19 protein-coding genes are annotated in these 18752 nt (G+C 70.1%); 11 read left to right on the forward strand and 8 right to left on the reverse strand.

Annotated features, from left to right (window positions below):
• Positions 1-52 precede the first annotated feature (52 nt).
• Positions 53-1663, forward strand: a complete 1611-nt coding sequence (locus GXW71_RS22335) for an FAD-dependent oxidoreductase (RefSeq protein WP_211854899.1) — start codon at positions 53-55, stop codon at positions 1661-1663.
• Between the two features lie 10 nt (positions 1664-1673).
• On the opposite strand, the gene GXW71_RS22340 is transcribed toward GXW71_RS22335, so the two are convergent.
• A complete protein-coding gene (locus tag GXW71_RS22340; protein ID WP_211854900.1) occupies positions 1674-2063 on the reverse strand; it encodes a cupin domain-containing protein in 390 nt (129 codons plus the stop codon).
• Between the two features lie 35 nt (positions 2064-2098).
• Complete coding sequence (locus GXW71_RS22345) at positions 2099-2731, reverse strand: glutathione S-transferase family protein (protein WP_211854901.1); 633 nt, start codon at positions 2729-2731, stop codon at positions 2099-2101.
• 92 nt (positions 2732-2823) lie between these two features.
• Between GXW71_RS22345 and GXW71_RS22350 the strand changes: the two genes are divergently transcribed.
• The 3 genes from GXW71_RS22350 to GXW71_RS22360 are packed head-to-tail and all read left to right on the forward strand — an operon-like array spanning position 2824 to position 4330.
• Complete coding sequence (locus GXW71_RS22350; protein WP_211854902.1) at positions 2824-3306, forward strand: disulfide bond formation protein B; 483 nt, start codon at positions 2824-2826, stop codon at positions 3304-3306.
• Entirely contained in the window at positions 3303-3869 is a 567-nt protein-coding gene (locus tag GXW71_RS22355; RefSeq protein WP_408901843.1) for a demethoxyubiquinone hydroxylase family protein, read from the forward strand. Before GXW71_RS22350 ends, GXW71_RS22355 begins: the two co-directional genes overlap by 4 nt.
• 2 nt (positions 3870-3871) lie before the next feature.
• The gene (locus GXW71_RS22360; protein ID WP_211854903.1) at positions 3872-4330 is read left to right on the forward strand and encodes a YybH family protein; all 459 of its coding nucleotides are present in this window, start codon (positions 3872-3874) and stop codon (positions 4328-4330) included.
• Positions 4331-4401: 71 nt separating this feature from the next.
• Here GXW71_RS22360 and GXW71_RS22365 read toward each other — a convergent pair whose 3' ends face one another.
• The gene (locus GXW71_RS22365) at positions 4402-5229 is read right to left on the reverse strand and encodes a 2OG-Fe(II) oxygenase (RefSeq protein ID WP_211854904.1); all 828 of its coding nucleotides are present in this window, start codon (positions 5227-5229) and stop codon (positions 4402-4404) included.
• 280 nt (positions 5230-5509) lie between these two features.
• Between GXW71_RS22365 and GXW71_RS22370 the strand changes: the two genes are divergently transcribed.
• Positions 5510-6130: a hypothetical protein gene (locus GXW71_RS22370; RefSeq protein ID WP_211854905.1), complete on the forward strand. Its 621-nt coding sequence runs from the start codon at positions 5510-5512 to the stop codon at positions 6128-6130.
• A 9-nt stretch (positions 6131-6139) separates the two neighbouring features.
• Here GXW71_RS22370 and GXW71_RS22375 read toward each other — a convergent pair whose 3' ends face one another.
• Both GXW71_RS22375 and GXW71_RS22380 read right to left on the reverse strand, forming a co-directional pair.
• Positions 6140-6715 carry an HNH endonuclease gene (locus GXW71_RS22375; protein WP_211854906.1) on the reverse strand — a complete coding sequence of 192 codons (576 nt, stop codon included), beginning with the start codon at positions 6713-6715 and terminating at the stop codon, positions 6140-6142.
• A 200-nt stretch (positions 6716-6915) separates the two neighbouring features.
• Positions 6916-7605: an alpha/beta hydrolase gene (locus GXW71_RS22380; protein WP_211854907.1), complete on the reverse strand. Its 690-nt coding sequence runs from the start codon at positions 7603-7605 to the stop codon at positions 6916-6918.
• Between the two features lie 52 nt (positions 7606-7657).
• Here GXW71_RS22380 and gluQRS point away from each other — a divergent pair, with 52 nt between their 5' ends.
• The gene (gene gluQRS, locus GXW71_RS22385) at positions 7658-8485 is read left to right on the forward strand and encodes a tRNA glutamyl-Q(34) synthetase GluQRS (RefSeq protein ID WP_211854908.1); all 828 of its coding nucleotides are present in this window, start codon (positions 7658-7660) and stop codon (positions 8483-8485) included.
• A gap of 42 nt (positions 8486-8527) precedes the next feature.
• Here gluQRS and GXW71_RS22390 read toward each other — a convergent pair whose 3' ends face one another.
• Complete coding sequence (locus GXW71_RS22390; RefSeq protein ID WP_211854909.1) at positions 8528-9385, reverse strand: NUDIX hydrolase; 858 nt, start codon at positions 9383-9385, stop codon at positions 8528-8530.
• Between the two features lie 83 nt (positions 9386-9468).
• On the opposite strand from GXW71_RS22390, the gene GXW71_RS22395 reads away from it, so the two are divergent.
• The 3 genes from GXW71_RS22395 (at position 9469) to rpmB (ending at position 12056) form a co-directional block, all read left to right on the forward strand.
• Positions 9469-11343, forward strand: a complete 1875-nt coding sequence (locus tag GXW71_RS22395) for an ABCB family ABC transporter ATP-binding protein/permease (protein ID WP_211854910.1) — start codon at positions 9469-9471, stop codon at positions 11341-11343.
• Between the two features lie 72 nt (positions 11344-11415).
• A complete protein-coding gene (locus GXW71_RS22400) occupies positions 11416-11679 on the forward strand; it encodes a hypothetical protein (RefSeq protein ID WP_211854911.1) in 264 nt (87 codons plus the stop codon).
• Between the two features lie 83 nt (positions 11680-11762).
• On the forward strand, positions 11763-12056 hold the full coding sequence (gene rpmB / locus GXW71_RS22405; RefSeq protein WP_211854912.1) for a 50S ribosomal protein L28: 294 nt from the start codon (positions 11763-11765) through the stop codon (positions 12054-12056).
• 138 nt (positions 12057-12194) lie between these two features.
• Here the strand turns inward: rpmB and GXW71_RS22410 are convergent, their stop codons facing one another.
• Complete coding sequence (locus GXW71_RS22410) at positions 12195-14294, reverse strand: hydantoinase/oxoprolinase family protein (protein ID WP_211854913.1); 2100 nt, start codon at positions 14292-14294, stop codon at positions 12195-12197.
• Positions 14291-15937, reverse strand: coding sequence for a hydantoinase B/oxoprolinase family protein (locus tag GXW71_RS22415; RefSeq protein ID WP_211854914.1), 1647 nt, complete (start codon positions 15935-15937; stop codon positions 14291-14293). Before GXW71_RS22415 ends, GXW71_RS22410 begins: the two co-directional genes overlap by 4 nt.
• A gap of 124 nt (positions 15938-16061) precedes the next feature.
• Here GXW71_RS22415 and GXW71_RS22420 point away from each other — a divergent pair, with 124 nt between their 5' ends.
• Positions 16062-16982, forward strand: a complete 921-nt coding sequence (locus tag GXW71_RS22420) for an SMP-30/gluconolactonase/LRE family protein (RefSeq protein ID WP_211854915.1) — start codon at positions 16062-16064, stop codon at positions 16980-16982.
• A 169-nt stretch (positions 16983-17151) separates the two neighbouring features.
• Positions 17152-18744, forward strand: coding sequence for an ABC transporter substrate-binding protein (locus GXW71_RS22425; RefSeq protein WP_211854916.1), 1593 nt, complete (start codon positions 17152-17154; stop codon positions 18742-18744).
• The last annotated feature ends 8 nt before the right edge of the window (positions 18745-18752 follow it).

An 18752-nucleotide genomic window follows, 5' to 3' on the forward strand; every position in this document is an offset into this window, starting at 1 on the left:
GAGGCGGAATCGCCGAAAAGTCTGAATCACGCGATCAAACAATAGGCGCAGCATGCAGCACGAGACGGATGCGCTGATCCTGGGATCGGGTGCCGCGGGCCTGACGGCGGCGCTGACGGCGGCCGTCGCCGGGCTCCGCGTCACGGTCCTGGAAAAGTCGGACCGCCTCGGCGGCACCAGCGCCATGTCCGGCGCCGGCACCTGGATCCCCGCCAACCATCACGCCGCGGCAGCCGGCATCGAGGACAGCGCGGAGGAAGCACTGGCCTATATCCGCGCCGCCGCGCCGGAGAGCTGGGCTGCGACCGAGGACGCCCTGTGGCAAAGCCTGGTGGAAGCCTCGCCCGCGATGCTGCGCTTCGTCGAGGCGCATTCGCCGCTCCGCTTCGCGCTGACGCCCGAGCCCGATCCGCTGCGTGACCTGCCCGGCGCCAAGCCGCGCGGCCGCATGCTCTCGCCGCTGCCGCTGAGCCGCTGGCGTGCCGGCCGCTTCGCCTTCCGCATCCGGCGATCTACGATCCCGGAGATCTTCACCTATCACGAGGCGGTGGAGACGGACCTCTATCACCACCCCTACCGTACGGCCTGGCAGCTCTGGCCGCGCCTTGCCTGGCGCGTGCTGACCAATGCGCGCGGCAAGGGGACGGCGCTGATCACCGGCCTGCTCCGCGGCTGCCTCGATGCCGGGGTGCGGATCGAGACGGCAGCGCGCGCGGTGGAACTGCTGCAGGACGATGCCGGCGCGGTGACCGGTGCCGTGGTGGAGCATTGCGGCGCGCGGCATCGCATCACCGCGCGGCGCGGCGTGGTGATCGCGACCGGTGGCTTCGAATGGGACGGGGAGATGCTGGAACGGCATTTCCCCGGCCCCGTCGATTATCTCGGCAGTCCGCCCTCGAACACGGGAGATGGGCACCGCATGGCGGCGGCCGCGGGCGCCGCACTCGCCCACATGGACCAGGCGACCCTGACGCCCTCCGTCCCGACGCGGCATCGCGGCCGGCTGATGGCACTGCCCGTGCCCTTCCACACGGAGCCCAATGCCATCATCGTCAACCGCCACGGCGCCCGCTTCGTCAACGAGCTCCGCTTCAACATCGGCGAGGCGATCGATGCGCGCGACGCGGCGGGGATGCCGGTGCAGCAGCCCTGCTGGGTGATCAGCGATGTCAGGCTGCTCGACCGGCTGCCGCCGGCGCGTTGGGCGGCGCGGGCCGATGCCGGCTGGCTGCGGCAGGCGGACAGCATCGCGGCACTCGCCGCGCGGATCGGCCTCGATCCCGCAGCACTCGAGGCAAGTGTCGCGCGCTACAATGCTGCCTGCGCGGCCGGCCGCGATGCAGAATTCGGCCGCCCCTCCGCCGCGGAGGCCGCCGCATCCGGCGACAAGCGGCGCCGAGGCGGGCTGGAGGCGATCGCGCGCGCCCCCTTCCTCGCCATGCCCTTCAACCGCTCCATCCTCGGCACCAAGGGCGGGCCGCGCACCAATGCGCAGGCGGAGGTGCTGCGGCCGGATGGGAGCACCATCGCCGGCCTCTTCGCCGCCGGCGCCTCGAGCGCCAATCCGATCGGCACGCGCGGCGTCGGGACGGGCACCACCATCGGCCCCTACATGGCCTGGGGCTACGTGGCGGGTCTGGCGCTGGCGCGGCGCAACGGCTGACGGGCCTGCATCAGGGGGCGTCGACCTCGTTGGTCTTGAACTCGGCGGGGGAGGTGATCTCGATCAGCTCCAGATCCTCCGAATGCGCGATCTCGCGGTGCCGCACCTGTGGCGGCTGGTAGATGCAGTCGCCCGGGCGCAGCTCCACCTCGCCGATATCCTCGTATTCGAAGCGCACCCAGCCCTTCAGGATGAACACCATCTGGAAGTCGAGCTCGTGGTTGTGCCAGTGCGGCTTGGCGCCTTCGCCGGGCACTGCGCGGATCACATGCGCGCCGAAGCGGCCCGCGGTCGCTTCCTGGATGCCAAGGTCGCGATAGGCGAAGAAGGCGCGCAGGCCGTGGTCGAACTGCGCGCCCTCGCCGCGGCGGAGCGTGGTGCGCTGCGGTGTGTCGAGCATCGTCGTTCTCTCCCTTGCTTGTGCTTGTCGATCCCTCAGGCGAGCGTCCCGGCGCAATGCTCCCGGAAGCCCTCGCGCTGCAGCAGCCTTGCATACCAGGCGGCGAGCGCCGGCATCTCGCGCCGCGCGATCGGCAGCGCGAACCAGCGATGCACATAGACGCCGAGCGCGATGTCCGCGAGCGTCAGCGCCTCGCCGGTCATGAAGGAACGATCGGTGAGCCGCGCATCCACGATCGCCCAGAGCGCCTCGGTGCGGTCGCGCGCGGCGGCGATCGTGGCGGCGTCGCGCTTCTCCGAGGGCGTGCGCACCAGGCCGATGAAGAGAGGGGTCATCGGCGCGTTGAGGCTCGCGAGCTGCCAGTCCATCCAGCGCTCGGCATCGGCGCGAGCCCTCGGATCCGCGGGATGGAATGCCGTCCCGGGCGCCCGCGTGGCAGCGAGGTAGCGCAGGATCGCATTGCTCTCCCACAGGCTGAAGCCGTCGGCCTCCACCAGGGTCGGCACCAGCGCGTTCGGGTTCATGGCCAGGTAGCCAGGGTCGCGCGTGCGACCGAATTCGCCGCCGGCGTCGATCCGCTCATAGGGCAGTGCCAGCTCCTCGCAGAGCCAGAGCAGCTTCATCACATTGCTCGAGCTCGCGCGGCCCCAGATGGTGATCGGCGCCATGCGTTTCCTCCTGCCGTTGCCTCGGGAGGCTAGGCGCGGATCCGGCCAGGGTCCAGTTGCGGAAGCCGCGGTTTGGGACGATCTAGGGGGCGATGCCGATCCTCATCGCCGTCCTCGCGGCCGCCGCGCCCCTGTTCGCCATGGCGAGCGAATCCTGGGGCCTGGTGCCCTGCGCCCTCTGCCTTTGGCAGCGATGGCCGTATTGGGTCGCGGCGGGCTTGGCGCTGCTGGCGGCGCTGCTGCCCGGGCGGGCGCGGCCCCTGCTGCTCGGCGGCGCGATCCTGGCGGTCCTGGTCTCGGGCGGGATCGGCGTGCTGCATGCCGGGGTGGAATTCGGCTGGTGGCCCTCCCCGCTGGCGAGCTGCCAGGCCGCGAACACCAGCAGCGGCGCCGCCGCCAGCGTCGAGGATCTGATGCGCAGCATGGCCGCCGCCGCGGGGCCCGCCAAACCCTGCGACGCGGCCACCTTCCTGATCCCCGGCCTGCCGGTCTCGATGGCGGCCATGAATGTCCTCTACGCGCTCGGCCTCGCGGCCTTCGCGTTCACCGTCCTTCGCAAGGAAGCCCGTGCATGACTGAGAGCAGCATGACCAGGACCGGCGATCGCCGCCTGCCCGGCGACCCCACCCCGCGCGAATTCGTCGAACGCACCATCCGGGTCGATCATGCCGGTGAATACGGTGCGAAGCGCATCTACCAGGGCCAGATCGCGGTGCTGAAGGGCACCAGGCACGAACCTCTGCTGCGCCATATGCAGGAGCAGGAGCAGGTCCATCTCGACACCTTCTCCCGCCTGATCGCCGAGCGCCGGGTGCGGCCGACCGCGATGCTGCCGATCTGGCACGTCGCCGGCTTCGCGCTGGGGGCGGCGACCGCGTTGCTCGGCTATCGCGGCGCCATGGCCTGCACAGTCGCCGTCGAGGAGGCGATCGACGAGCATTACCGCGCCCAGAACGAGGCGCTGGGCGATGACGAGGCGCCGCTGAAGGAGACGATCGAGCGCTTCCGGCAGGAGGAGCTGGAGCACCGTGACATCGGCCTCGAGAACGAGGCGGAGCTGGCGCCGGCCTATCGCCCGCTCTATGCGGCGATCAAGCTTGGCTGCAAGCTGGCGATCAGGATCAGCGAGAAAGTTTGACGATGACCTTGCCCGAAGCCGACGCCGCCCTCACCGCGGAGATTCGCGGCTGGCTTGACCGCTTCGCCGCCCGCGTGCGGGAGGTCGACTATGCCGGCGCCTATCCCTTCTGGCACGACGACATCGCCATCTTCGGCACCTTCCAGGAACTGGTGAGGAGCCGCCAGGCCTGGACCGACACGCAGTGGGACAATGTCTGGCCGCGCACCGCGGATTTCGCCTTCGACCTGCCGAACACCCTGATCCTGGCCTCGCCGGACGGCGGCATGGCGGTCGCCGTCACGCCCTGGACCAGCACCGGCTTCCACAAGGACGGCAGCCGCTTCGACCGGCCGGGGCGCGCCACCATCGTGCTGCAGAAGCAGCCGGACGGGCGCTGGCTTGGTGTGCATTCGCATATGTCGCTCGGCAAGGGCGTGCCGCAGGACAGCTATGGCGACCGGCCGGTGAAGGCCCGCTAAGTGCTTGATCGCGTGATTCACGCTTTCGGTGATTCCACCTCAAGCAATCACGCTCCAGATCCCGACAGCGGTCAGGCCCCGACCGCGGGCTTGTCGACGTGGCGGTTCGGCAGGAAGCGTCGCGCCCCGGCGCGATTGGCCAGGGAGCGCAGCGCGAATTCGCCGTCGAACATCGCCTGCCGTACGGATTGGCCTGGCCAGGCCGCGAAGCGGGTCAGCCGTACCGGGTGACGGATCGCTGGCGGTGCGTAGAAATAGGTCGTGACGTTGATGCGGGGCATCGGCCCGGTGATCGGCGTGACCGCATGCCAGGACGCATCGGTCGTCTCCATGACAACCAGCCGGTTGCTGCGATAGGCCACGGGTTGCAGGGCGCCCTTGCGGTGGTCTTGCCAGAGCATCAGGTGGCCACCGTAATCCTCCCGCCAATGCGGCGACAGGTAAGTCAGCATCACCACCTCCCGCCGCCGCTTCCGCGCGTAGTCGTGGCTGTTGTCGAGATGCGGGCACATGAAGTCGCCCGGCAGCATGCAGGTGACGCCGCCATTGTAGAGCTGCGGGTCGGTCTCCAGCGCGGACATGCCGGTGATGCCGGCGACTGCGGCGGCAATCTCCGGCCGGTTCAGGGCGAGGACGACGTCGCGCACCGGCCCCGCCAGCGTATCCAACCGGGCGCAGACGAATTTGCGCTCCTTGCTGTTGGCCCGCCGCAACATGCCGGGCAGCGTCGGCATGGCCGCCAGGGCCGCGTCCAGGATCTCTCGCGGGAACAGATCGTCGAGCGCGAAGCTCCGCACATGGCCCGGGCGCAGCGCGCCGAATTCAGCCCGCAGCCTCGGCGTCTCCTCGAGGAGGCGTGCTTCGATGATGCGGGTCAGCGGAGGGGTGGATTCGGACATAGGTCATGGCCTGTGCGACGGCGCTGGAGACACATTAGCAAATGCGAACCAAATGCAATCAAAAGAATGACATTTGAGACAGGTCACGGGTGATTGTTGAACTGAGTAACGGAATGGTAACCATTCGTCTATGGCGATGCGCGTCAGCGGTGCGCCACGCCGGCCGGGGCAACTAACGGCGAGGAGCCGCTCGGATCACTTCCCGGCCCGGTGGCGGAACGATAGCCTGCATGGCATGGGGGCAAGGCCAAGAAGCCTCGTCGCGTGCCTGCGCCGGCTGTTGCCGGCCGCCCTTCTCGGTGCCGCGATCGCCGGCGCGGCGGTGGCGGAGGGGGAAGGGCTGCGGTCCCAGGGTGGCGAAAGCCTGGTCCTGCTGGCGCGCGTGCCGGTCCGGCTGATGCTGGCAACCCGGATCCGTCCCCCGATGCAGGATGCCGCCCCCCGCACGCTGGAAGGCGCCTTGGTCGGCTATCGGCAGCCGGACGGGGCCGTGACGATCTACCTGTTCCGGGAAAGCCCGGAGGCCCTGCCAAGCGGCCCGGACTCGCCGGCGGCGCAGGCGCATCTGCAGGATGCGACAGCGACGATGCTGGCTGTCCTCAACAGGCGCGAAGGCGGGGCGGCCGCTGCCGAGGTCACGCGCCTGCCGGATTACCGCCACGCGCCACGGGGCGGCCCGGCCTTCCGCTGCGTCAGGACGCGGCGCGTCATCGCCGCCCCGCCGCAATCGGCGCCCGGAGAGTGGGAGCGGAGCGACCATCTCTGCGTGACGGGCCTCCGGGGTCGCTTTCTGAAGCTGCGGGCGACCTTCCAGCACCCGACCCAGCAGCGGGAGGTGCTGCGACGCTATTTCACCAGCATGGCCGGGCAGGTGGCGGCGATCCTCGACGGCCCTGAATGACCGGGCTGGTCAGTTCTCCAGCTCGCTGTCCCAGTAGAGGTAGTCGCGCCAGCTTTCGTGCAGGTGGTTGGGCGGGAAGGCGCGGCCATTCTCCTGCAATTCCCAGCTCGTCGGCTGGCGCGGGGTCTGCACCGGGAACATGTGGCACTCCCGCGGCAGCTTGCTGCCCTTGCGCAGGTTGCAGGGGCCGCAGGCGGTGACGACGTTTTCCCAGGTGGTGCGGCCGCCGCGGCTGCGGGGGACCACGTGATCGAAGGTCAGGTCATGGGCCGGCATCGCGTCGGTGCAGTACTGGCATTCGAAGCTGTCGCGCAGGAAGACGTTGAAGCGCGTGAAGGCCGGGCGCCGCGCGGCCGGGATATACTCCTTCAGCGCGATCACGCTCGGCAGCCGCATCGTCAGCGTGGGCGAGTGCACAGCGATCTCGTATTCGTTGAGCACCGAAACCCGGTCCAGGAACACGGCCTTCACGGCGTCCTGCCACGCCCAGACGGAGAGCGGGAAGTAGGAGAGCGGCCGGAAATCCGCGTTCAGCACAAGCGCGGGGAAGGATTGAGCCCCTACGCTCTGTCCACCATCAGGCAAGCGCCGCTCCTTTCCGCCGCCCGGGAGGCGGCCGTTCGGCGACGGAGCCCTTTTCCGGCGGCGGCGCCTTGCGCCGGGCCGGGTGCCCTCAATCCCTGGGGCCTTTCGCGACCGACAGGCCCCAGATCATGTGGCGCCGTCGCGTTGTGCAGCATTCATGCCAGCCCGCCACGGCGCGTGCAACCCGCAGGCCGTGACTGTCACTGAGCTTTCGCAAGCCGTTCCGCCCGCAACCTCGCCGCTTCCGCGAAGCTGTGCTGCAGGAAGGAGGCGCCGAGATCGATCCCCTGCTGGTCGATCGTGTGCTCGAGCCCCGGCGTCACATGGGCGTGCACCGTCACCGCGCTGTCGCGCAGTGTCTCAGCCGCGTCGCGCGTCGCCTTGGCCGGTACCACGGAATCCGTCTCGCCATGGATCAGCAGCACCGGCGGGCGGACCGTGATGTCGAAGGGCAGCACCTCCGGCACCAGCAGGGCGCCGGAATAGCCGATCAGCGCCGCCGGCCGCTTCGGCCGCCGCAGACCGGCAAAGAGGGTCAGCATCGCTCCCTGCGAGAAGCCGGTGATCGCCAGGTCGTCATCCTCGAGCCCCAGCCGCTTGAGCTCCGCGTCGAGGCTGTCGAACAAGGTGCGGGAGACGCTGCGCAGCGCCTCGTTCACCACGTCCGGCCGCCGCTCCTCGAGATCGAACCACTGCTTGCCGGAAGGCAGGGGCGGGTAGGCGAAGGGCGCGTCATAGGCGACGAACTCGGCGTCCGGCAGGCTGCGGCTCCAGAGATGGCCGATGCCGATCAAGTCGTTCCCGCTGGCGCCCAGGCCATGCAGGATGACGACGAGCTTCGCGGGCTTCCCGCCGGAAGCGGGCGCGATGCGGGGTCCCGTGAGCAGCATGCGCGGATGCCTCCTTGTCCTCGGCCAGCGGCGGCGGTAGCGCGGAAGCGCCATGGCCGCAACCGGGATCGTTACGCGCTTCGCCCCCAGCCCGACAGGGTATCTTCACCTGGGCCACGCATATTCGGCGCTCGCCGGCTGGCGCGCGGCCCGTGCTGCCGGCGGGCGCTTCCTGCTGCGCATCGAGGATATCGACCGCACCCGCTGCCGTCCGGAATTCACCGAGGCGATCCTCGAGGACCTGGCCTGGCTGGGGCTCGACTGGGACGGGCCGGTGCGGATCCAGTCGCGGCACTTCGCGGAATACCGCGCCACGCTGGGGGCGCTGGAAGCGCGCGGCCTGCTCTACCCCTGCTTCTGCACCCGCGCCGAGATCGCCGCCGCCGGCGCCCCGCAGGGGCCGGAAGGCCCGGTCTATCCTGGCACCTGCCGCCATCTGGGCGACGCCGCCCGCGCGGCGCGCATCGCCGCCGGCGCCCCCTATGCGCTCCGCCTCGACATGGCGGCGGCGCTCGCTGCCGCACCGGGGCCGCTCAGCTTCGCGGAGCAAGGCAGGGGCCGCCTCGCCTGCGACCCGGCCCGCTTCGGCGACGTGGTGCTGGCCCGCAAGGACACGCCGGCGAGCTATCATCTCTGCGTCACCCACGACGATGCGTTCCAGGGCGTCACCCTGGTGATCCGGGGCGAGGACCTGCTGGCTGCGACCGACATCCACCGCCTGGTGCAGGCGCTGATGGGCTGGCCGGAACCCGCCTATGCCCATCACCGCCTGCTGACCGATCCCACCGGCCGGCGCCTCGCCAAGCGCGACGGCGCCCAGCCCTTGCGCGCCCTTCGCGCCGCCGGGCTCTCTCCGGCGGAGGTCCTGGCGATGGTGTAAGGCGCCTCCCGGAAAGGGCCTTTCGTCCCTCTCAGGGTCAACTCACTCCGGTCCCTGGTCCAGCCCGGCGCGGAGGGTGCTGTCGGGGTCCTCGATCAGGCCCTCGCGCAGGAAGAGGTCGATCAGCACCAGGTTGACGTTGAACTTCACCTCGTCGGTGTCGCGCACCGCCGCGATGACCCGGGCGACGGGCCAGAGCTCGAAGCGCTCCACCTCGTCGTCATGCGGGTGCGGCGTGAAGCCTTCCGGGAGCTCGAGGTCGTAGCAGTGCAGCACATCCCGACGCAGGCCCTCGGCGTTGCGCATGGTGTAGGAGACGCGGCCGACCGGCCGGGCCCGTGCTGCGAGGTCGGGGGGCAGCCCGGCCTCCTCCGCGGCTTCCTTGATCAGCGTCTCCTCGGCGGAGAGCCCGGCGGGGATGCCGCCGGCCACGATATTGTCGAGCTGGCCGGGGGCCACCGCCTTGTCGCGGGAGCGGATGCCGATCCAGAGATGCAGCCCGTCGCCGCGGCGCACCAGGCCGTTCACATGCACGCCCTGGGACATGGCGCCGAAGGCCGGCAGGGCGCCGCGGTCGAGCTGGCCGAGCACCGGGCCGGCGCTTTCGGCGCGCAGGTCGAAGAGCTCGCCGCGGATCTTCAGCAGCCCGCGGGCCTCCAGCGCCGGCAGCGCTTCGGCGAGCGCCTGGCTGCGGGTGCCGGGGCTGCGCAGGCGGGCGGCGGTCGCGACCCCGTTACGGTCGAAATGGAAGTCGCGGGGGAAGAAAGTGAGCGCCTGGGCGAGATCCGGGGCGATCCAGCCGATCTGCGCCGGGCCGAGGCGGAAGGGGATGTACCCGGCCGGGGAGGGCAGGTTGTTGCAGGCGGCGATGTGGCGGGCGAAGCCGGCGGCGCTGGACATGCGCCCTGGGTAACGCAGCCGCCCGCCATAAGTAACCCGCTCGCTTCTGGACCGGGCGGGGATTCCGGGCCACATGCGCCGTCATGCTCAATCCTTCCCCTCCCGAAGCGAACCACGGCCGCACCCTGCTGACCCTGATGCCCTATCTCTGGCCGAAGGGGGAGACGGAGCTCAGGACCCGCGTCGTCATTGCGCTGCTGGCGCTGGTCGCCGGCAAGGCCGCGAATGTCGTGGTGCCGATCGCCTATGCCCGGGCGGTTGACGGGCTCAGGCCGCTGGAGGGCGTGGCCGCGGTGGCCGCGATCCCGCTGGCGCTGATCCTGGGCTATGGCCTGCTGCGCCTGCTCTCGGCGGGGTTCGGGGAGCTGCGCGACGCGGTCTTCGCCAAGGTGCAGGCGCGGGCGGCCCGGCGCATCGCGCTGTCGGTGTTCCAGCACCTGCATGCGCTGTCGCTCCGCTTCCACCTCGACCGGCAGACCGGCGGCCTGTCCCGGGTGATCGAGCGCGGCACGCGCGGCATCAACTTCGTGCTCGACTTCATGCTGTTCAGCATCGTGCCGACGCTGATCGAGATCCTGCTGGTCACCGCCATCCTCTGGAGCCTGTTCGATTTCGCCTTCGCCGCCGTCACCTTCGGCACCATCGCCATCTACATCGCCTTCACCCTGATCTTCACCGACTGGCGCACCCGCTTCCGGCGCGAGATGAATGAGACCGACCAGGAGGCGAACACCAAGGCGATCGACAGCCTGCTGAACTACGAGACGGTGAAGTACTTCAACAACGAAGCGCACGAATCGCGGCGCTACGACGCTTCCCTGCAGCGCTATGAGCGCGCCTATGTCCGCTCGGAGGTGTCGCTGAACGCGCTGAACGCGGGGCAGGCGGCGATCATCGCGATCGGCCTGACCGCGGTGATGCTGATGGCGGCGCGCGGTGTGGCGAACGGCACCATGACGATCGGCGATTTCGTCCTGGTGAACACCTATCTGATCCAGCTCTATCTGCCGCTGAACTTCCTCGGCTTCGTTTATCGCGAGATGAAGCAGGGGCTGATCGACATGGAGCAGATGTTCACCCTGCTGCGGCAGCCGCGGGAGGTCGCGGATGCGCCGAATGCGCCGGCCCTGAAGCCCGGTCCCGGCGCGCTGGTGTTCGAGGACGTGCGCTTCGGCTACCGGCCGGACCGTGTGATCCTGAAGGGCGTCTCCTTCTCGGTGCCGCCCGGGCGGATGCTGGCGATCGTCGGGCCGACCGGCGCCGGCAAGTCCACCATCTCCCGCCTGCTGTTCCGCTTCTACGACGTGACCGGCGGGCGCGTGCTGATCGATGGCGAGGATGTGCGCGGCGTGACCCAGGACAGCCTGCGCGCCGCGATCGGCGTGGTGCCCCAGGACACCGTGCTGTTCAACGACACCATCCGCTACAACATCGCCTATGGCCGCCCCGGTGCGACCCAGGAGGAGGTCGAGCAGGCGGCGAAGCTCGCGCAGGTGCACGACTTCGTGCTGCGCCTGCCGGACGGCTACGACACCCGGGTGGGCGAGCGTGGGCTGAAGCTCTCGGGCGGGGAGAAGCAGCGCGTCGCGATCGCGCGCACCATCCTGAAGGATCCCCGTATCCTGATCCTGGACGAGGCGACCAGCGCGCTCGACACCGGCACCGAGCAGGAGATCCAGGCGGCGCTGCGCGACGTCGCGCGCGACCGCACCACGCTCGTCATCGCGCATCGCCTTTCGACCGTGGTCGAGGCGGACGAGATCATCGTCCTCCAGGACGGGCTGATCGCGGAGCGCGGAACCCATGGCGCGCTGATCGCGGCCGGTGGCCTCTATGCCGAGATGTGGCGCCGCCAGTCGGAGGCGGTGGCGATGGCCGAAGCCGCGGCGGCCGCCCAGGCGGCGGCAGGCTTCGGCAGCCCCCGGCTGCGGGAGACCGAGGAGGTGCCGGGGGCCTGAAGCGGGGGGCAGGCCCTTCCCTCGGCCACCGATCCTGCTTATCTGCCTCAGTTGTAAGGAGTTCAGTGTCCCATGCAAATGGACCCCCGGGGCGTTGCCCCGGAAGACCTCAGCCATGCCGGTTCCGTCGTGGACAAGGCGATCGAGTACATGATGGGGCAGAACATCGCGCCGCTCTCGGTCGCCTCCGCGCTGCTCGGCGGCGCGCTCGGTCTCCTGGCCCGTTCCATGGACGACCGCGCGATCGCCCAGGTACTGCGCAGCGCCCTGCACTCGGTCGAAACCGGGGAGCTCAGGGAAATGCGCGACGGCCCGCCCCCCTCCGGAATGGCTTGACCTTTCGGCCGACCTCGGCCAGAAACCCGCCTCTCGCGACCCTGCCGGGGCCGCGCATCATTCGCTTGTAGGAATTTTCTGCCATGGCTCGCCGCTGCGCCGTCACCGGCAAGGGTGTCCTCTCCGGGAACAACGTCAGCCACGCGAACAACAAGACGCGTCGCCGCTTCCTGCCCAACCTGCAGGAGACGTCGTTCTTCTCCGACGTGCTCGGCGCCCAGATCCGCCTGCGCCTGACCACCAACGGCATCCGCACGGTGGAGCACAATGGCGGCATCGACGCCTACCTGCTCGAGACCCCGGACCGGAAGCTGACCTTGGAGACCATCATCCTGAAGCGCCGCCTGGAGCGCGCGAAGGAAAAGAAGGCCGCCTGAGCGCGTCCGATGACCGCAGGGCCGAAGGGCCCGGAGGTCTGAATCGGCCGCGCCTCTCTTCAAAGCCGCGCCTCTCTTCAAACGTGTCTTTCTTCAATGGTTTCGCAAAGGCCCGCCTTTTGGCGGGCCTTTGCCGTTTCAGGGCAGCTCGATCGCCAGCCAGCCACGCGCATCCATCCGGGCGATATCGCCCGGCAGGATCAGCACCGTGGTCGTGTCGCTCTCGACGATGGCAGGGCCCGGGATGGCCTGGCCCGGCAGCAGTGCCGCGAAGCCATGCACCGGCACCTCGGCCGGGCCGTCTTCCAGCCGGATGTGGCGGGTGGCCACGCTGGTGCGGGCGGGCGGCAGCACCGCCCGCGACTCGCCGCCCGGCAGCAGGCCGAGCACCGCGATCCGGGCATTCACCAGCGCCACCTCTTCGCCGCGCAGCGCATAGGTGAAGAGCTGCTCGTGCCGGAGGTGGAAAGCCTCGGCCACCCGCTCGGCAAGGCCGGGCGCCTCCCAGTCGACGCCATCCAGCGGCACGCCGACCTCGAAGACCTGCTCGCCGTAGCGCATGTCGGCGGCCCGGCGGACCGCGACCTCGCCCCCGAACCAGCCGGAGACCCGGGCGCGGCCATCGGCCTCCAGCGCCGCGAAGGTCTCGCGCAGCGCCGCATCGCCCGGCAGGCCCGCGCCTTCCAGGCTGCGGGAGACCTCGTAACGGAGGTCGGTGTGCAGCATCCCCCAGGCCGAGAGGCCGGCCGCGAAGACCGGCACCGCGACCCTGGCCATGCCGAGCTCCCGCGCCACCGCGCTGGCATGCAGCCCGGCGGCGCCGCCGAAGGCGAGGAGCGTGAAGCCGCGCGGATCGACGCCGCGCCGGACCGTCGCCAGCCGGATGCCATCAGCCATGCGGAGATTGGCGATGCGGTGGGCGCCAGCCGCAGCCTCGGCCGCGCCAAGGCCGAGCTGTGCCCCGAGCCGGCCGAAGGCCGCCTCGGCCGCGGCCCGGTCCAGCACCCGCTTGCCGCCAAGGAAGTTCCCGGGATCGAGATAACCGAGCACCAGGTTGGCGTCGGTGACGGAGGGTTCGGTGCCGCCCTGCCCGTAGCAGACCGGCCCTGGCACCGCGCCGGCGCTGCGCGGCCCAACCTGCAGCAGCCCGCCCGGCCCCAGATGCGCGATGGAGCCGCCGCCGGCGCCAAGCGTCACGATGTCGAGGCTTTCCAGCGCGATGCGCTCGCCCCCGACCTCCCGCCCGCGGCCGAGCGCGGCCTCGCCGCCTTCGATCAAGGCGATATCGGTGGAGGTGCCGCCGACATCGAAGGTGACGAGGTCCTGCCCAAGCCCCTGTCGGGCGAGGGCGACCCCGGCGGCGACGCCCCCGGCGGGGCCGGAGAGCGCGGTGCCGGCCGCGAGCCGCGCCGCCTCCTCCACCGGGGCGACGCCGCCATGGGAGAGGATGACGAAGACCGGCCCGCCATAGCCGGCCTCGGCGAGCCGCGTGCGCAGCCGGGTCAGGTAGCGGGCGACGACCGGGCCGACATAGGCGTTCACAGCGGTCGTCGAGAAGCGCTCGAACTCCTTGATCTGGGGCAGCACCTCGGCGGAGTGGGTGACGAAGACATCGGGCAGCGCCGCACGCACCGCCTCCGCCGCCTGGCGCTCATGCGTCGGGTCGCGCCAAGCGTGCAGGAAGCAGATGGCGACCGATTCTGCCCCTTCCGCCTTCGCGCTCGCGATCGCGGCATCGACGGAGCCAGGATCCAGCGGCGCCTCCACACGGCCGTCCGGCCGCAACCGCTCCCGCACCGGGATACGGCGATGGCGCGGCACCAGGGCAGGGGCGGCGGGCAGGCGCAGGTCGTAGCGTTCGGGCTTCAGGCCTTCGCGCATCTCGATCACGTCGCGATGGCCTTCGGTCGTCAGCATCGCCACCTTGGCGCCGCGGCGTTCGAGCAGCGCATTGGTGGCGACGGTGGTGCCATGGACGATGCGCTCGGTCCGCGCCAGCAGATCTGCCAGGGTCAGTCCCAGTGCCTCGGCGAGGGTGGCGAGGCCGGCGACCACGCCCTCGCTCTGGTCTGCCGGCGTGGAAGCGGCCTTGGCCAAGGTCGTGATGCCGTCGGGCGCGATGCCGACGACGTCGGTGAAGGTGCCGCCGACATCGACGCCGATGCGATAGAGCGTTCGATGATCGGAGGGCCGAAGGGTCCGGAGATCTGAATCGGACGCTCCAATTATGAGGCTCATCGCGTCACCAAGCCTTCGCGGCGATCGGCCGCCCTTGCTGCGGGATCGCGCTTCTCCGGCGGCCCCCAGCCGCCGCCGCCGGCGGCCTGCACGCGCAGCGTATCGCCGGGGGCGATCGCGATGCCGACCTCCTTGGTCGCCAGCACGCGCTCACTGCCATCGCTCCGCTGCAGCACGTAGCGGTGCGGCGCGCTGTCCTCGCCGCCGAGCATGCCGACGGAGCCGTGGCGGGCGCCGTCGCCGGCGGTGTTCCCGCGGCAGGGGCCGTCGCTTTCGACCACCAGGGCCAACTCGCCGCCGAAACCGCCGCGATGGGTGCCGTCGCCCGCGGAATCCGGGCGGAACTCGTGATGCTGGAAGAACAGGGGGAAGCGGGTCTCGGCCATCTCCACGCTGCCGAATTTGAGGCCGCCTGCCGAATGCCATTCGCCGGCCGTGGACCAGCCGTCGCCGCGCGCCGATCCGCCGCCGCCCGGCCGGGCATGGAACAGGTGCCAGACGAAGTTGCGGTTGCGGCGCGGGTCGCGCCCCTGGATCGCGATGCGGAAGCGCCGGCCCCAGCCGCCCATGGCGCGGTCCGGGCAGGCATTGGCCAGCGCCTTCACCACCGCCTCCACGATCTCGTTCGAGCAATGGGAGGTGCAGAGCGTCACCGGCGCCCCCTCCCGCGCCCAGACCACGGTACCTTCCTTCGCGATCACCTCCAGCGGGCGGAAGGCGCCGTCATTCTTCGCGACCTCCGGATCCAGCAGATACGCGAACGCCATGGCGACGGCGCTGCGCATGTTCGGGTAGCTGGAATTGACGAAACCCACGGTCTGCGGCGCGCTGTCCGACAGGTCGACCGTCAGGCGGTCGCCCTGCTTCGTCACCCGCGCATGGATGCGGATGTCGCGCGCGTCGTGCCCGTCATCGTCCAGGATGGCCTCGCCCTCCCAGGTGCCGTCCCGCCAGTCCGCGACGATGCGCCGCGCATGCGCCTCCGACAGGTCGAAGATCGCCTCCACGGCTTCGGCGAGCATCGCACCGCCATGCTTGCCGAGAAGCGTGAGCAGCCGCTTCTCACCGAGATGCGCGGCGCCGATCATCGCCATCAGGTCGCCCCGGACCTCCCGCGGCATGCGGGTGTTGGTGACCAGCATCATCACCAGGTCGGGCCGCGGCAGGCGCCCTTCGCCGAGGCGGATCGGCGGCACGCGGAGGCCTTCCTGCCAGATCTCGGTGGCGGCGGGGTTGTAGCCGCCATGGGTGGCGCCGCCGATATCGGTCTGGTGCGCGCGCACCAGCGACCAGAAGCGCAGCACCCCATTGTCCATCACCGGCACCACGATGGTGAGGTCGGGCAGGTGGCTGCCGCCGTGATAGGGGTCGTTCAGCAGGAAGATGTCGCCTTCCCGCACCTGATCGCCGAATGCATCGGCAACCGCGCGTGCCGCGAAGGGCATGGCGCCGACATGCACGGGGATATGGTCGGCCTGCGCCACCAGCCGGCATTGCGCATCGCAGAGCGCGATCGAGAAATCGCGCGAGGAGTTCAGGATCTGGGAATAGGTGGTGCGCAGCATCGCCTCCCCCATTTCCTCGACGATGGCACGGAAGCGGTTTTCGAGCACCGCGAGGGCGACGGGGTCGGGGCGTGTCATGTCCTCAGGCTCCCGTGTGCGGCGGCACGGCGTCAAGCCATGCTGGAAGCGGTTCCGCGGCGATCGGCCCTTTGCGGTCAGCCGAAGCGGCGTCATGCTGCCCGCAAGGGCAGGAGTAATGTCGATGGCCGAAGAGATCGCGCTGACCACCTTGGCGACGGGGCTGCGCTTCCCCGAAGGTCCGGTTGCGATGCCGGACGGCTCGATCGCGCTGGTCGAAATCGCGGCAGGCCGCATCACCCGCATTGCCCCGGACGGCATGGTGAGCGTGATCGCCTCGCCCGGCGACGGGCCGAACGGCATGGCGCTCGGGCCCGACGGCCAACTCTATGTCTGCAACAATGGCGGTTTCCACTGGCATGAGGAGCCGGGCTTCATCCGCCCGATCGGCCAGTCCACGGATTACCAGACCGGCCGCATCGAACGCGTGGACCCCGTGACCGGCGATGTCACGCGGCTCTATGACCGTTGCGGCGGCACGCCCCTCAAGGGACCGAACGACATCGTCTTCGACGGGCGTTCTGGCTTCTGGTTCAGCGATCTCGGCAAGGTGCGGCACCGCGACCGTGACCATGGCGGCATCTACTGGGCGGCGACCGATGGCAGCGGCATCATCGAAGCCGCCTATCCGGTGCCGGGCGGCGCCAATGGCATCGGCCTCAGCCCGGACGGCAGGACGCTCTACGCGGCCGAGACCGAGACCGGCCGCCTCTGGGCCTGGGACGTCGAAAGCCCGGGGCATCTCCGCAAGGAGCCCTGGCCGAGCCCGCATGGCGGACGGCTGCTCTGCCAGTTCCCGGGCTTCCGCCGGCTCGACAGCCTGGCCGTCACCGCCGCGGGCAACATCGTGGTGGCGACGCTGGTCGCCGGCGAGATCACCACCGTCTCGCCCGCTGGCGAGATCATCCGGGTGGTGAAGATGCCGGAGCGGATGCCGACCAATATCTGCTTCGGCGGCGAAGGGCTGCGCACCGCCTTCATCACGCTCTCCACCAGCGGCAAACTGGTCAGCACGCCCTGGAACGAGGCGGGGCTCGCCCTCTGATCCTGCGGCCATCGCTTTTTTCGCACTGCACAAGTTTGATGTTGTCGCGGCTTTTGCGCTCGGCCTAACCTTGACGCAGGTCGCCCCCGCATCCCGGGCGCGGCGGGGGAAGGCAGTCGCACTCCATGTCACTCGGATGGCCGAAAGGCCCTCCGGAGCGGGAGCTGCCATGACGACGCGACGTCTTTCCCTCCTCGGCGCGGGTTTCGCGCTTCTCGCTGCCCTCGCCGCGCCGCCCGCAAGGGCGCAGGAAACGGTGCTGCGCGTCGGCATGACGGCGGGCGACATCCCACTCACCGCCGGCATCCCCGACCAGGGCTTCGAGGGCTGGCGCTTCGTCGGCTACAACCTCTACGACGCGCTGGTCCTGTGGGATCTCTCGCGCGGCGATGTCGCGGCCGACATCAAGCCGGGCCTCGCCACATCCTGGGCCATCGACCCCAACAACAACCGCCGCTGGATCTTCCAGCTCCGCCGCGACGTGCGGTTCCATGACGGCTCGCCGATGACGGCCGCCGACATCGTCTGGAACTTCGAGCGCTTCACGCGGGAGGGCGCGCCGCAGTTCAACCCTCGCCAATTCGCCTTCGCCCGTGCCTATCTCGGCAACTACGAAGGCATCGAGGCGGTGGACGAGCTTACCGTCGCCATCACGACGAAGCAGCCGGACAGCCTGCTGCCCTACAACATGAGCTTCCTCATGATGGTGAGCCCCCGCCGCTCGGCGGAGGTGAACAACGATGCGGACGCCTTCGCGCGCAATCCCTCGGGCACCGGCCCCTACCGCTTCGCCCGCATGGTGCCGGGGGAGCGGCTCGAACTGGTCCGCAACCCCGACTACTGGGACCGCGACCGGGTACCCAAGCATGACCGGCTGGTGCTGCTGCCCATGCCGGAGGCCTCGACGCGCACCGCGGCGCTGCTCTCCGGCCAGGTGGACTGGATCGAGGCGCCGGCGCCGGACGCCATTCCACGCCTGCGCTCCGCGCGCATGCAGATCGTCAGCAATTCCTACCCGCACAACTGGGCATATCAGCTCAACTTCGTGGACGGGCCCTTCGCCGATCTGCGGGTGCGGCGCGCCGCCAACCATGCCCTGAACCGCGCCGACTTCGTGGAGATGCTGGGCGGCATGGCACTGCCGGGCTTCGCGAACCTGACGCCCAGCACGCCCTACTACGGCAATCCCAGGCGCTACGAATACGATCCCGCCCGGGCCCGTGCGCTGCTGCAGGAGGCGGGGTGCCTGCCCTGCCGCGTCACCTTCGCCATCTCGACCTCCGGCTCCGGCCAGATGCAGCCGCTGCCGATGAACGAGCTGGTCAAGGCGCAGCTTGAGGCTGCGGGTTTCCAGGTCACGCTGCAGACCATGGACTGGAACGCGCTGCTGCAGGTGGGCCGCGAAGGCCGCGGGCGGCACCCGACCGTCAACGGCATCAACATCAGCCGTTCGCTGCAGGACCCGTTCAACGGGATGTTCCGCTTCGTCTGGAGTGCGCAGGCAGCCCCTGCCGGCTCCAACTGGGGCCATTACCGCAACCCGGAGATGGACGCGCTGGTCAACCAGGCGCTGGCCACCTTCGACCCTGCCGAGCGGCTGCGCATCCTGACGCAGATCCATGAGAAAATGAGCGAGGACGCGGTGATGCTCTGGGTCGTGCATGACCTCAACCCGCGCGCCATGTCGCCGCGCTTGCGCGGCTTCACCCAGGCGCAGAGCTGGTTCCAGGACCTGACCCCGATCACCATCGCACCACGCTGAGGCGCCGC

The sequence above is a fragment of the Plastoroseomonas hellenica genome, assembly GCF_018129085.1.
GTDB classification, from domain to species: Bacteria; Pseudomonadota; Alphaproteobacteria; order Acetobacterales; family Acetobacteraceae; genus Plastoroseomonas; species Plastoroseomonas hellenica.

Excerpts from the sequence above, each read along its gene's own strand:
- GXW71_RS22335 (WP_211854899.1), top strand. The coding sequence starts at position 53 with ATGCAGCACGAGACGGATGCGCTGATCCTGGGATCGGGTGCCGCGGGC.
- GXW71_RS22340 (WP_211854900.1), bottom strand. The coding sequence starts at position 2,063 with ATGCTCGACACACCGCAGCGCACCACGCTCCGCCGCGGCGAGGGCGCG.
- GXW71_RS22345 (WP_211854901.1), bottom strand. The coding sequence starts at position 2,731 with ATGGCGCCGATCACCATCTGGGGCCGCGCGAGCTCGAGCAATGTGATG.
- GXW71_RS22350 (WP_211854902.1), top strand. The coding sequence starts at position 2,824 with ATGCCGATCCTCATCGCCGTCCTCGCGGCCGCCGCGCCCCTGTTCGCC.
- GXW71_RS22355 (WP_408901843.1), top strand. The coding sequence starts at position 3,303 with ATGACTGAGAGCAGCATGACCAGGACCGGCGATCGCCGCCTGCCCGGC.
- GXW71_RS22360 (WP_211854903.1), top strand. The coding sequence starts at position 3,872 with ATGACCTTGCCCGAAGCCGACGCCGCCCTCACCGCGGAGATTCGCGGC.
- GXW71_RS22365 (WP_211854904.1), bottom strand. The coding sequence starts at position 5,229 with ATGTCCGAATCCACCCCTCCGCTGACCCGCATCATCGAAGCACGCCTC.
- GXW71_RS22380 (WP_211854907.1), bottom strand. The coding sequence starts at position 7,605 with ATGCTGCTCACGGGACCCCGCATCGCGCCCGCTTCCGGCGGGAAGCCC.
- gluQRS (WP_211854908.1), top strand. The coding sequence starts at position 7,658 with ATGGCCGCAACCGGGATCGTTACGCGCTTCGCCCCCAGCCCGACAGGG.
- GXW71_RS22390 (WP_211854909.1), bottom strand. The coding sequence starts at position 9,385 with ATGTCCAGCGCCGCCGGCTTCGCCCGCCACATCGCCGCCTGCAACAAC.
- GXW71_RS22395 (WP_211854910.1), top strand. The coding sequence starts at position 9,469 with ATGCTCAATCCTTCCCCTCCCGAAGCGAACCACGGCCGCACCCTGCTG.
- GXW71_RS22400 (WP_211854911.1), top strand. The coding sequence starts at position 11,416 with ATGCAAATGGACCCCCGGGGCGTTGCCCCGGAAGACCTCAGCCATGCC.
- rpmB (WP_211854912.1), top strand. The coding sequence starts at position 11,763 with ATGGCTCGCCGCTGCGCCGTCACCGGCAAGGGTGTCCTCTCCGGGAAC.
- GXW71_RS22410 (WP_211854913.1), bottom strand. The coding sequence starts at position 14,294 with ATGAGCCTCATAATTGGAGCGTCCGATTCAGATCTCCGGACCCTTCGG.
- GXW71_RS22415 (WP_211854914.1), bottom strand. The coding sequence starts at position 15,937 with ATGACACGCCCCGACCCCGTCGCCCTCGCGGTGCTCGAAAACCGCTTC.
- GXW71_RS22420 (WP_211854915.1), top strand. The coding sequence starts at position 16,062 with ATGGCCGAAGAGATCGCGCTGACCACCTTGGCGACGGGGCTGCGCTTC.
- GXW71_RS22425 (WP_211854916.1), top strand. The coding sequence starts at position 17,152 with ATGACGACGCGACGTCTTTCCCTCCTCGGCGCGGGTTTCGCGCTTCTC.